The 13006-nt window shown below is 51.0% G+C and carries 13 protein-coding genes; 6 read left to right on the top strand and 7 right to left on the bottom strand.

Annotated features, from left to right (window positions below):
* Nucleotides 1-63: 63 nt before the first annotated feature.
* Complete coding sequence (locus tag HKN79_00300) at nt 64-714, bottom strand: transcription elongation protein SprT (GenBank protein ID NNC81991.1); 651 nt, start codon at nt 712-714, stop codon at nt 64-66.
* Entirely contained in the window at nt 683-928 is a 246-nt protein-coding gene (locus tag HKN79_00295; GenBank protein NNC81990.1) for a hypothetical protein, read from the bottom strand. Before HKN79_00295 ends, HKN79_00300 begins: the two co-directional genes overlap by 32 nt.
* Before the next feature lie 28 nt (nt 929-956).
* Here HKN79_00295 and HKN79_00290 point away from each other — a divergent pair, with 28 nt between their 5' ends.
* From HKN79_00290 to HKN79_00280, 3 genes are all read left to right on the top strand, one after another.
* A complete protein-coding gene (locus HKN79_00290) occupies nt 957-1658 on the top strand; it encodes an ABC transporter permease (protein ID NNC81989.1) in 702 nt (233 codons plus the stop codon).
* On the top strand, nt 1655-2416 hold the full coding sequence (locus HKN79_00285) for an ATP-binding cassette domain-containing protein (protein NNC81988.1): 762 nt from the start codon (nt 1655-1657) through the stop codon (nt 2414-2416). The genes HKN79_00290 and HKN79_00285 overlap by 4 nt, the downstream gene beginning before the upstream one ends.
* A 119-nt stretch (nt 2417-2535) precedes the next feature.
* A complete protein-coding gene (locus HKN79_00280) occupies nt 2536-3630 on the top strand; it encodes a T9SS type A sorting domain-containing protein (protein NNC81987.1) in 1095 nt (364 codons plus the stop codon).
* Nucleotides 3631-3733: 103 nt separating this feature from the next.
* Here the strand turns inward: HKN79_00280 and gcvP are convergent, their stop codons facing one another.
* Nucleotides 3734-6610 (bottom strand): aminomethyl-transferring glycine dehydrogenase, encoded by a 2877-nt coding sequence (gene gcvP / locus HKN79_00275; protein ID NNC81986.1) that lies wholly within the window; start codon nt 6608-6610, stop codon nt 3734-3736.
* A 131-nt stretch (nt 6611-6741) separates the two neighbouring features.
* On the opposite strand from gcvP, the gene HKN79_00270 reads away from it, so the two are divergent.
* Nucleotides 6742-7350 carry a hypothetical protein gene (locus tag HKN79_00270; protein ID NNC81985.1) on the top strand — a complete coding sequence of 203 codons (609 nt, stop codon included), beginning with the start codon at nt 6742-6744 and terminating at the stop codon, nt 7348-7350.
* A 51-nt stretch (nt 7351-7401) separates the two neighbouring features.
* Nucleotides 7402-7818 carry a BrxA/BrxB family bacilliredoxin gene (locus HKN79_00265; protein NNC81984.1) on the top strand — a complete coding sequence of 139 codons (417 nt, stop codon included), beginning with the start codon at nt 7402-7404 and terminating at the stop codon, nt 7816-7818.
* On the opposite strand, the gene gatC is transcribed toward HKN79_00265, so the two are convergent.
* Together gatC and HKN79_00255 are read right to left on the bottom strand one after the other, a co-directional pair.
* Nucleotides 7815-8105, bottom strand: a complete 291-nt coding sequence (gene gatC / locus HKN79_00260; GenBank protein ID NNC81983.1) for an Asp-tRNA(Asn)/Glu-tRNA(Gln) amidotransferase subunit GatC — start codon at nt 8103-8105, stop codon at nt 7815-7817. The genes HKN79_00265 and gatC overlap by 4 nt on opposite strands.
* Nucleotides 8092-8889: a 1-acyl-sn-glycerol-3-phosphate acyltransferase gene (locus tag HKN79_00255; GenBank protein ID NNC81982.1), complete on the bottom strand. Its 798-nt coding sequence runs from the start codon at nt 8887-8889 to the stop codon at nt 8092-8094. Before HKN79_00255 ends, gatC begins: the two co-directional genes overlap by 14 nt.
* A gap of 88 nt (nt 8890-8977) precedes the next feature.
* Here HKN79_00255 and trpS point away from each other — a divergent pair, with 88 nt between their 5' ends.
* Nucleotides 8978-9946, top strand: a complete 969-nt coding sequence (gene trpS / locus HKN79_00250; GenBank protein ID NNC81981.1) for a tryptophan--tRNA ligase — start codon at nt 8978-8980, stop codon at nt 9944-9946.
* Here the strand turns inward: trpS and HKN79_00245 are convergent.
* Nucleotides 9940-11229, bottom strand: coding sequence for an amidohydrolase family protein (locus tag HKN79_00245; protein NNC81980.1), 1290 nt, complete (start codon nt 11227-11229; stop codon nt 9940-9942). The genes trpS and HKN79_00245 overlap by 7 nt on opposite strands.
* A partial coding sequence (locus HKN79_00240; GenBank protein NNC81979.1) for an amidohydrolase family protein occupies nt 11226-13006 on the bottom strand: 1781 nt, incomplete at its 5' end. The genes HKN79_00245 and HKN79_00240, both read right to left, overlap by 4 nt.

Raw genomic sequence — 13006 nt, 5'->3', positions numbered from 1 at the left:
CCGGCCATGATCACGCAATAGTTCTTATCCTTCTCCATAGAGTGCTGGTTTTAGCGGTGCAAATTACACGCTTTCTACGTGATCGAGTACATGGATGGCTCCCGGTATGAGGTAGCGCTTACCGCTTTTGACTTCTTGACAGAGATAGCGAGTGCGCTTCCTGGGTCCTTTGATGAAGGACCTGCCATTGCTCAAAGTGAATACCTCACCATAGGGGACCTCATCCAAGTGGGGTCGATGGATACCCTCTGCCTGATCGAAGGCGCGCTGGAGTTGAGGGTCGCTGCAGGAGGAGGCTTTGGGAGAACGGAGATGCTCCTGGATGACAGCTGCTATTCCGGGACTGAAGACTTCTTTCTGTAACAGCGGCCGGATAAGCTCGATGAAAAGGGACTTCCATTCCCGTCCATGAGGTCTGATGCCACGGCCATATAGATCGAAGGCTTTCCAGTGGGCGATCTCATGGATCAGGGTGAAGAGGAAGCGCTCGGGTCCCAGGTCCACATTGATGGAGATCTCAGGGATACTTCTGGAAGTGGTCCGCTTGAAATGTCCCAACTTGGTCTTCCGTGGTCGGCTGATATGTAGAACTATCGGGGACTCGGCCAACAGTTCAGCTGAATACGTAACAGCTCCCTCTGGAACATGATGGAGCAATAGGCCACGCCAATATTCTATCGCATCAAGGCTGGACCCTACAGGTGTGAATCTCATCAGCAGGGAGGGTCTGTGACCATTCAGGACAATTACAGTTCTTCTTGATCTTGCGCACATTGCGTCCCTTGCTGCATGAGAATAGGATGCAGATGGCCATCAAGAAGAGTATACGGATCAATGAAGTCATCTCTCGGGGTAAAGATATCCAACGGAGGTCCTCCTCGAAGAGTATATCTATTTTCGTCTGCGAATAGATTGATTTGAATCTCATCGGACATATCGGGGCATACGGCCTACTGATGCGCAAGGTCTTCAGTAAACCTGAGAAGTGGAAGGTATACCGCAGGCGGATCATTGCAGAGATGGACAATCTGGGGGTGAGCTCATTGGGCCTGGTCGTGCTGCTCTCCTTGTTCATGGGAGCGGTCATCTGTCTACAGACGGCCACCAATATCGACAGCCCGCTCATTCCTATGTCCCTGGTAGGCTATGCCACGCGTGAATCCGTGATCTTGGAGCTTTCACCCACGATGCTGAGTCTCATTCTGGCCGGTAAAGTAGGGTCGAGCATTGCATCGGAGATAGGGAGCATGCGTGTGACCGAGCAGATAGACGCTTTGGATATCATGGGGGTGAATTCCGCCAGTTATCTCATTCTACCCAAACTCATTGCCGCCTTGGTCTTCTTCCCCTTTCTCATCATCATCAGTATGATCCTCGGAATTGTTGGAGGGTATATCGTTTCGGTGGGTACAGGGATACTGGAGACACAGGATTACATCAGCGGTATCCATATGGAGTTCAAATTCTTCCATGTTCTCTACGCATTGATCAAGACCCTCTTCTTTGCAGCCATCATCACTTCGGTATCTGCATACCATGGATATACGGTCAAGGGGGGAGCCTTGCAGGTAGGTAAATCGAGCACCCAGGGAGTGGTGAGCAGCAGCGTTCTCATCCTCATTTTCAATTACCTCCTCACCCAGGTGATGCTGATATGATCGAGCTGCAGGATGTACATAAGTCCTTTGACGAGGCAGAGATCATCAAGGGGATCACCACCACTTTTGAGAAGGGGAAGGTCAATATGATCATAGGTAAGAGCGGCTCGGGTAAGTCGGTGCTCACCAAGTGTGTCATAGGCCTGTATAAGCCCACTTCGGGGAAGGTCCTATTCGATGGCGTGGACTATTCATCCATGGATGAGAAGCAGAAGACCGAGATACGTAAGAATATCGGCATGCTCTTCCAGGCCTCAGCCCTTTTCGACTCCATGACCGTACTGGAGAATGTCATGTTCCCGTTGAGCATGTTCACCTCCTGGTCCAAAGCCGAGATGCGCGATAGGGCCATAGAGTGCCTACATAAGGTCAACATCATCGACAAGGAGGAGCTCTATCCGGGCGAGACGAGTGGCGGTATGCAGAAACGGATTGCCATTGCCCGGGCTATCGCCATGGAGCCGAAATACCTGTTTGCTGACGAGCCCAATTCCGGACTCGACCCTCAAACGGCCATCGTCATTGACAATCTGCTCAAGGAGATCACCTATGAGTATAATACGACCACGGTGGTCATCAGTCACGACATGAACTCGGTGATGGAGGCTGCTGATAACATCATGTTCATCCATGAAGGCCATAAATGGTGGGAAGGCGATCGAGAAGCACTCATACGCACCGACAATCAGGAATTACAGGATTTCGTGTATGCTTCCAAGTTCATGAAGCGACTCCGAGAACAATTGCTCAAGAGTTGAAGCGGGTGTAAGCTTTGCAATGAATGTCCTTAAAATGAGGACCTATCGTGAGGAATGGCGGTTCAATTGGCTATTTTTGAGATTCATTAAAACCGTGAAAACGTAATAAAACGAAGATCATGAATAGAATTCTACTTGCTTTAATCACTGTTGGCTTCGCATTTGCCTCTCAAGCGCAGGTCCTTCTCTCTGAGGACTTCCAGGTTTTTGCCAATAGTGGTGACATCCCTTTTGTCGAAGAACCAGATGATGCGGAACCAGAAGATTGGCTCAGTGTCGACTTGGATAACCTTCCTGATGCGAACACCCGTCCGCAGAACTGGTACGGAACTACCGGTGTCGAGTATATCCTAGTGGATCCCATCCCAGAAGACACGAACTTCGTAATGGGCTCCAGTTCATGGTTGGACGGATTTGCTCCGGGTAACAGGAACTATCTTATCACTCCAGAATTGGACATCCAAGCTGGAATGACCGTATTGCACTTCGATGTAGGGGTCCGTCAGACTCCACGTTATGCAGATGGTATGCGTGTAGTGGTATCTCCAGATGCTGACATGACCGACCTTGAAGCGAATTTCTCAGATACTCTTTGGACGCAGGCTCAAATGGTAGAAGAAGTGAGCTGGGTGGTCGACTACTACCCAGGTATCGATTACACGGGTTGCTCTGCAGGTGGTGGATTCGATATCGAGTCCTTCTGCTGGTTCCCTGCTACATTCGGTGATGGTACCGGAGGTACGGGATATCGTCATGCTGAAGACCATACTGTGACAGCATACTTGGATTCAAGCGACAACGTATTCGTAGGTCTGAATGAACCACACACACTGGACCTTTCCATGTATGCCGGTCAGACCATACGTATCGCATTTTTGCACGATTCTGATGATGACAACTTCATCACTGTCGACAACATCGTTGTTGAGATGCCTACAAGCGTGGCAGAGTTCGATTTTGCTGATCTGGTGAGCTTTTACCCGAACCCAGCTACCGAGAGATTGAACCTGAACTTCAGCACTTTGGTGCAGAACAGCGCTATCGTGAATGTCTACGATGCCAATGGAAGAGAAGTACTCTCAGAGGTCTTCTCTGGAAACAATCTTTACGCATTCCATACACTGGATGTCAGAGCATTGGAAGCCGGGATCTACAGCATTCAAGTGACCATCGACAACACGACAGTTGTAGGTGACACCTTCATGAAGCAGTGATTCGGAGCCAAGGCTCTAAGAACGAATATTGAAAAAGCCCCTACCGCAAGGTGGGGGCTTTTCTTTTGATATCGATGTCTATCGACTCGTTGCCAAGCTCTGCTCAGTCTGCTACGAGTTCAGCCTCTTGCTCTTGGTCATAGCTTTCGATAGAGGGACAGCTGCAGATCAAATTCCGATCACCATAGGCACTATCGATCCGATTGACCGGAGGCCAGTACTTCTGCTCCTTGATATAAGGCATGGGGTAATAGGCCAATTCCTTGGTATAGGGTCTGTTCCACTCGCCATGAATGAGCTCATCGGCCGTGTGTGGAGCGTTGATCAGCATGTTGTTCTCCTTGTCCAGGTCTCCGCGCTCGATGGCTGCGATCTCTTCGCGTATGGCCTTCATCGCCTGGATGAAGCGGTCAAGCTCTTCCTTGGACTCGCTCTCGGTAGGCTCCACCATAAGCGTTCCTGCTACAGGGAATGAGACCGTTGGCGCATGGAAGCCATAGTCCATCAATCGCTTGGCGATGTCCTCTACTGAGATTCCAGCGGCTTGTTTGAATGATCGACAGTCCAGGATCATCTCATGGGCCACAGTTCCTTTCTCTCCTTTATACAGGATGTCATAATCATCTTCCAGTTGTGCTCTGAGATAATTGGCATTGAGAATGGCCATTTCTGTTGAGCGCTTAAGTCCATCAGGACCGAGCATACGGATGTATCCATAGGAGATAAGTAGGATCAATGAACTTCCCCACGGTGCGGAGGAGATGGCCGGAATGGCTTTATCTCCCCCTGTAGGAATCACCGGATTGGAGGGCAGGTAGGGCAGCAGTTTTTCCACCACTCCTATAGGTCCCATACCTGGGCCACCGCCTCCATGGGGGATGGCAAAGGTCTTATGCAGATTCAAGTGACATACATCAGCTCCGATATTCCCTGGGCTGGTCAATCCGACCTGCGCATTCATATTCGCACCATCCATATATACCAGACCTCCATGGTCATGTATAATCTGCGTCACATCGGTCACATGACCCTCGAACACCCCGTGGGTCGAGGGGTAGGTGATCATCAGTCCGAGCAGTTCATCGGCATGCTTTTCGGCCTTCTCTTTTAGGTCATCCAGATCGATATTCCCATGTTTATCGCACTTGACCACAACTACCTTACATCCTGCCATGACGGCACTTGCCGGGTTGGTGCCATGTGCAGAAGAGGGGATGAGTACCACCTTGCGTTGGTGATCTCCTTGGTCTTCGTGATAGGCCTTGATCACCATCAGTCCCGCATACTCTCCTTGTGCTCCGCTATTGGGCTGCATGGAGACACCGGCAAATCCGGTGATGCGCGCCAGATCCCGGCTGAGGTCACTGATGATCGCACCATATCCATGGGCTTGATCCACTGGGGCAAAGGGGTGTATGTTGGCGAATTGGGGCCAGGTGATGGGGTCCAATTCGGCTGCTGCATTGAGCTTCATGGTACAGGAGCCCAGAGGGATCATGGAGTGTACCAGAGAAATGTCCCGATTCTCCAATTTCTTCATATAGCGCATCAGAAGGGTCTCTGAATGCATGCTGTTGAAGATCGGATGCTCCAGATAGTCCATCTCACGGTAGTTGAGAGGACTTGGACCAGCGTCCATCATCTCGGCCGGTTTGACCAAGACCTCGGCAAAGAGTTCGATGATATCCTGTACGTCTTCCTCACGTGTGGTCTCGTCCAAAGAGATGCCCACGCTTTCATCCTCGAAATACCTGAAGTTGATGCTCGCGGTCTGAGCCGCGATACGTACCCGCTCACAGTCGGTCAGGTCATGCAGGTCCAATCGCAGAGTGTCGAAGAATCGCGTATTGCGCGTGGTAATACCCATCATCGATAGGCTGGCCGAGAGCGCACGGGTAAGATCATGTACCTGCAAAGCGATATTGCGAAGGCCTTTGGGGCCGTGATAGACCGCATACATTCCTGCCATGACAGCAAGCAAAGCTTGAGCTGTGCAGATATTGGAGGTCGCTTTGTCCCTACGAATGTGTTGCTCGCGGGTCTGCAGTGCCATGCGATAGGCGATCTTTCCATGTTTGTCTTTGGATACTCCGATGATCCTTCCAGGAATATGCCGCTTGAAATCAGAGCGGGTAGCAAAGAAGGCTGCATGGGGACCTCCATAGCCCATGGGGACTCCGAATCGCTGGCTGTTGCCCACGACCACATCAGCACCCCAGGATCCAGGGGAAGGAAGTAGGGTAAGACTCAGTAGGTCACTGGCCACCACTACTTTTATCTCTTTGGAATGACAGAATTCCACAAAGTCGCTGTAGTCTCTCACGAGTCCATCGCCAGCAGGATATTGGATAAAGACCCCGAAAAAGCCTTCATCCAAATTGCTTTCAGCATACTCTCCGGTAACGATCTCTATGCCCATGGCCTCCGCACGGGTCTGCATCACTGCAAGGGTCTGAGGGAAGACATTCTCATCTATAAAAAGCTTATTGACCCCATGCTTCACTTGCTCCCGAGATCGGATATTGTAGAACATGAGCATGGCCTCAGCGGCCGCAGTTCCTTCATCCAATAGGGAAGCATTGGCCAGTTCCAAGCCTGTGAGATCAGAGACCACGGTCTGGAAATTGAGCAGGGCTTCCAGCCGTCCTTGGGCGATTTCTGCCTGATAAGGAGTATAGGCCGTATACCATCCTGGATTCTCCAGGATGTTGCGTACTATGGTAGGGGGAGTGATGGTCCCGTAATATCCCATCCCCATGTAGCTGCGATAGAGCAGATTCTGCTCGGCCAGGTCCTTCATGTGAGCGAGATACTCCCATTCACTCATCGCTTCAGGAAGCTCGAGATCCTCCTTGAGGCGGATGGCCTGAGGGATGGTCTTCTCGACCAATGAGTCTACCGAATCCTCTCCGATAGCCTTCAACATGGCCTCTACTTCCGAGTCCGTACTCGGTCCGATGTGTCTTTTCGCAAAATCCATTCTTGACAATTGATCTGAACTGCAAATATAGATGGATACAAGGCCAGAAAAGCTGTTTGATAGGCACTCAGAGAGGTAGATTTCGACAGCTTGTGCAGAGGAGTATCTTTGACGCACTCTCTACCACCTGTATGCTCAGAATCACGCTTTGTATCGCCATTCTCACGTTCTTCTCTGACCTACAGGCACAGGACACCCTCCTCCTTCTGAATGGGAAGAGCCTCATTGTGAATATCACCGATGACAGCGGGGCCAATGTGTTCTTCGATGTGACCAAGAAGAACGGAAAAAGCCGGTCTATGGATCTGCACAAGACGGAGTTGTTCTCCATCACCAAAGAGGGAGAAGGAGAATCGATACTCTACGTCCAGGATCCCGATTTCGGATATGATCTGAGTGTGGAGGATATGCGATTCTATATGGCCGGCCAGAACGATGCCCGCATGGGCTACAGCGCCTTGCCTTCATCAGCCGGAGGGTTTGTTTTCGGTATGGCCTCGGTCTTCTATTTCGAAGGAGGGTATGTGCCGTTCATGACACCTTTTGCATATGCTCCAATGATGCAGATCCCCTATATAAAGATCAGAGAACGCAGCGTCACGGACCCCGCCTATGAATTGAGCGACTATTACATAGAAGGCTATAATAAGACGGCCAGAAGCAAGAAATTACTCCAGAATTTCGCAGGCACGATTGCTGGCGTGATCGTGGGTTCGGTGATATGGGAGGCTACCCAATAGTCACTTTTCAGTGCGTACCTTTGTCCTCATTCTGAAACAAAAGATTCAAGCATGTACCCAGCTGAGATAGTAATGCCCATGAAATCCGACCTCACGCAGGTGGGTTTCAAAGAAGTGACCACCCCTGAAGAGGTGGACAGTTTACTCGAGGAGAACAAAGGAAAGACCGCTATGGTCGTGATCAATTCGGTATGCGGATGTGCTGCTGGATCGATGCGTCCAGGGGTCAAGGCTTCATTGAGCAATGAGAAACTTCCCGATGTACTGGCGACCGCATTCGCAGGATTCGATACCGATGCCGTGCAGAGACTGAGACAATACATGCTCCCGTATCCTCCATCATCACCTTCCATCGGGATATTCAAGGATGGCAATCTGGTGCATATGGTAGAGCGCCATCACATCGAAGGGAGAACGGCCGAGATGATCGCAGATCACCTGCGATCGGTCTACAACGAATACTGCTAGGACTGTATGACCTTGGGCACCTTGAAATAATAGGCGTCCTTAGAAGGAGCATTGCGTAGGATCTCTTCCTGGGAGGTCTCTGAGGTGACCTGGTCTTCCCGTAAACGGTTGATCTCATCGGTCATATGGATCAATGGTTCTACACCGGTGGTATCCACCTCGGACAGCTTATCCACAAAGTCGAGCATGCGCTGCATATCCTGCCTGATCTGCTCACGCTCCACATCTTCGAATCGCAGTTTGGATAGCGTAGCTATCCGGTCCAAGAGTTCATCATCGATCTTCATTGCGCACAAAATTAGGGCTTTGGCTCAATCCACGTTCGATCAATGGAGCATTGATGATATCGTAGATCTTGTTCCGTAACGGTGAGAGGTCCATCATATCCATACCCTGCGTATCGACCCGTGGGTGTACGATCACCTCGCACTTACCAGGAGTAGCCTTACCGAATATGCGATGGGGAATCTCCAATCGTTCGTGATTGTAGAGGAAGGTGATGGGGAGAATGGGAACGGTCTCTTCTAGAGCGATCTTGAATGCCCCGTTCTTGAACCGTTTGAGCTGGGGAGTGTCATTGGGAATCTCTCCCTCTGGGAATATCGCCACCGAGACCCCACTCCTCAGGGCTGCTCTCGCCTCATCGAGTGAGGCCATGGCTTCTTTTGCATTCTCCCGATTGATAGAGATATCCATGCCCTTGCGGAAGAATACCCCGATCATCAACCATTTGCGGAGTTCTTTCTTCCCGATGAATTTGAAATAGTACGGGATGACCGGGTACATGTGTATGATATCCGAATAAGACTGGTGGTTGATACAGACCACGCAGGGTCCATCGAAAAAGAGATTCTCCCGACCATGGATGACATAGTAGTTACCCCAGAAAAAGGCCAAGACCTTGCACCAGAGCACCTTGATCCGAAATGCCTCTGGGTGGCGGTCGCGGTCCTTCAGTTTGAAATGGACAAAGGGGTAGAACACCGCCCAGACCACGAAGAAGATGACCAGCATATAGACCTTGTAGAGGAGATACAGCGGCCAAAGCACATATCGTAGGGAACCCTTCATACTCCGTGGCTAAGGTATCATTCCTTCATACCTAGGACATTCATAGGTGCGATCTTATACTTTCGCGAGCGAGCTTAGACCATTCATTATGCCTAGGGTATTAACAGGAATTCAGAGTACAGGAACCCCACATCTCGGCAATCTACTGGGGGCGATCATACCGGCCATTGAAATGAGCAAGGTGCCAGAGAATGATTCCTTCCTATTCATTGCTGACATGCATTCCCTCACCCAGATCAAGGATGGTGAGCGATTGAGGCAGAACACCTATGAGGTAGCGGCCGCTTGGATGGCCTGCGGCCTGGATACCGAAGAGAGTGTATTCTATCGACAGAGTGATGTACCAGAGACGGCCGAATTGGCATGGTATCTCAGCTGCTTCTTCCCATATCAAAGACTCACTCTTGCCCATAGTTTCAAGGATAAATCCGATCGACTGGAAGATGTGAATGCGGGGCTCTTCAGTTATCCCATGCTCATGGCAGCTGATATCCTTCTGTACGATGCAGAAATAGTTCCTGTTGGTAAGGATCAACTACAGCACCTGGAGATGACACGGGATGTGGCCTCCAGATTCAACAATAAGATGGGAGAGACCTTTGTCCTTCCTCAGGATGAGTTGCAAGAAGAGACCAAATACATCCCCGGGACCGATGGGAACAAGATGAGCAAGTCACGGGAGAACATCATCAACATCTTCCTACCTGAGAAAGCCTTGCGCAAGCAGGTGATGGGCATCGTTACCGATAGTACTCCTCTGGAAGAACCCAAGGACCCGGATACCTGCAATGCCTTTGCCCTCTACAGCCTATTGGCCGATAGCGATCAGATTGCTGAGATGAGATCCAATTACGAAGCAGGGGGATACGGATTCGGTCATGCCAAGCAAGCCCTCTTCGAGCTGATTCTCGAGAAATTCGCGGGAGAACGAAAACGCTTCGATGCACTCATGGCGGATAAGACCGACTTGGATGAGCTGCTGGAGGTGGGAGCCCAGCGGGCAAGAGAGGTTGCTCAAGGAGTCCTACAACGGGTCAGACAGAAGATCGGTTACTGATCGTACTTCTCCTGGTACTTGCGGTAGAGTTTTTTCTGGTGGTCATCCAGATCGATATCCCTGCCTTGGATAAATGCTCGGGTCACCGCATTGCTGCGAATATCAAGTGCATCCCCTTGGGAAATGAACAGAGTCGCATCCTTACCGACCTCTATGGATCCACAGCGATCATCGATTCCCAGAATCCGAGCTGTATTCAAGGTGATGGCCGAGATCGCTTCCCGCTTGTCCAGTCCATAAGCGATACAGGTCCCCAATTGGAAGGGGAGGTTGCGCACATTCATGTCCGGCATCTGATCGGCATTCTCCAGACAGAATAGCACTCCAGCTTCACTGAGAATGGAGGCCAACTTGAAATTGTGGTGGATATCATCATCGGGATTCTCAGGGAGGCCATGTACCGAGGATAGCATGACCGCCACCTTACGCTCTTTGAGCAGGTCGGTGATCAAGTGGGATTCGTAACCCCCTACGATCACTGTCCGATCGATGCCGAGATCCTGAGCCATATTGATGGCCGTGATCATCTGGTTGGCCTTATCAGCATGTACATACAGGGTCTGTGAGTCATCGAACAATCCACAGCAGGCTGCTTCTCGTAAGTCCACAGAGCCATCGGGTTTGCGACAATAAGCTTTGGCCCGTTCCAAGAAGGAGCGCAAGTCGGCCACCTCCTTTGGATACTCCTTGTTGGCCTCGCGTTTGCGTGTCTTTTGATTCCATTTCCTGAGAGCCGGCCATCTGACATGTATCCCCTCATCTGCGGCATAGGCGGCATCTTCCCAATTCCAGGCGTCCAATACGACTACAGAGCTGGAACCCGATATACGGGACCCTTTGGGGCTGATCTGGGCCATAAGAACACCATTGCTACGCACAGTGGGAGTGACCCGGCTGTCTGTATTGTAGGCGATCAAGGCGCGCACATGCGGATTGTAGGCACCGGTCTCTCGCTCGTCCCTGGTTGCTCGCACTCGGTCGATCTCCTTGAGACCGAGGGAGGTATTCACCGCAATGAAGCCGGGATAGAGATGTCCATCTTCACCATCTACCTCCTCATCATATCCATCGGGAGCCAAGGCACTGCTGCCCACAAAATCGATTTTCCCATCACGGAATCCTACGGCCCCATCCTGGATCTCGCGTCCATTTCCAATGTGGATGGTCACATCCTTGATCAGGACCGATCGCTCCTGCTCCGGAGCGGGTACAGGCACCTGGGCATGTACATCGAGGCCGAAGTACAACAGCAAGAGAATAGCTATGACGGATCGTATGCTCATGGTTCGAGATGATCGCAATGGTATCGGTGTTTTTCCTTGGGTCCGCTCGGTTTCTTTTTCTGCCCTCCAGCGCGCATCATCTTCTGGACCAAACGTGCCCTCTCGTTCTTGATTTCGTTGCGCCTTTTATTGGCTTCTTCGATATCGTAATAGCGTATCCCATCCACAAAGGTCTTCTCCACCCGCGCTGTCATGGAGAGGGGATGATCGGACCAGATGACCACATCGGCATCCTTTCCTATTTCCAAGCTGCCCATGCGGTGGTCCAAGTGTAGTAGCTTGGCCGGATTCAGAGTCACCATCTTCCAAGCCTCCTCTTCACTCATGCCTCCGTATTTCACTCCCTTGGCCGCTTCTTGATTGAGTCTTCGGCCCATTTCTGCATCATCTGAATTGATAGCCACGGTGACTCCTTGTCCATGCATGAGGGAAGCATTGTATGGAATGGCATCGCGGACTTCGTATTTGTAGGCCCACCAGTCACTGAAGGTCGATGCTCCGGCTCCATGCTCGGCCAATTTGTCGGCCAATTTGTAGCCCTCGAGTACATGGGTGAAGGTATTGAGCGTGAAGCCCATGGAGTCAGCTACGTGCATCAGCATGTCGATCTCCGATTGGACATAGCTATGGCAGGTGATGAATCGCTTTTGATAGAGGATCTCGGCCAATGCCTCCATTTCAAGGTCGGTGCGCATGACAGGGACCTCTCCTCGTTTTCTGGCCCGTTTGTCCGATTGAAGGGTAAGGACTCTTTGATTCAGACGATGATATTCCCGTGCCCGATGGAAATGGTCATAGAAGACTTGCTCTACTCCCATGCGGGATTGTGGAAAACGGGTCCGGTAAGCATTTCCCCAGTTGCTCTGTTTCACATTCTCTCCCAGGGCGAACTTGATGAATCCCGGGGCATCTTCGATCTTGAGTGCCTCGGCATTGAGACCCCAGCGCAATTTGATCAGAGCGGATTGTCCGCCTATCGGATTGGCCGAACCATGGAGCAACTGGCAGGCGGTCACGCCACCGGCCAATTGATAGTAGATATCGATGTCTTCTGGATCGACCACATCTCCTATGCGTACCTCGGCACTGCTGGCCTGAGTTCCTTCATTGACACCGCGGCTGATAGCGATGTGGGAGTGCTCATCGATGATACCTGAAGTCACGTGTTTGCCATAGGCATCCAGAGTGCGTACGGTCGATTTCTCGATGTTCTTTGGCAGTAGGTCAGCAAGCACCAGATTATGTCCCACGGCACTGATCTTACCGTCCAGGATCAATACGTCTGCATCGTCCATGATGCCTTCGGCTCCATTGGTCCATACCGTTGCATTGGTAATCAAGAGATTCTCTCTCATGGGGCGTTCCCGCCAGCCATATCCGTTGTTGGGATAGCTCAATGCACTGACCCTGTCAGAGTCCTTCTCAGGTTTCTCTGGTGACAGAGGTTCCTCAGCATTCCCTTTGCGGATGGCATTCCACTCGATCTCCTTCCCGCTAGGTGATTCTCCCGCACCCGACCAGATATTGAGACGTCTGTTGATGTTTCCATGCAGTCGATAATATCCGCGATCAGGTAGTTCGAATACCAGGTTGACCTGCCGATCAAGCTCTTCGAGACTTACTTTGACAGGGGTTGTATCACCTGGAATGGTCAAGGAGGCCTTCTTCTCCGTAACGGTCATTCGATAGCGAGAACCGTCCAGATTGAGGTCATAATTACCGCTGATATCGGTCTCATCACTGGGGTGGATGATGTGCTCTTTGCCCAGTATCCAGT

The organism is Flavobacteriales bacterium (assembly GCA_013001705.1).
GTDB lineage: Bacteria > Bacteroidota > Bacteroidia > Flavobacteriales_D > JABDKJ01 > JABDLZ01.
Note: the sequence above shows the minus strand (reverse complement) of the source record. Positions and strands in the feature narration are given on the sequence as shown.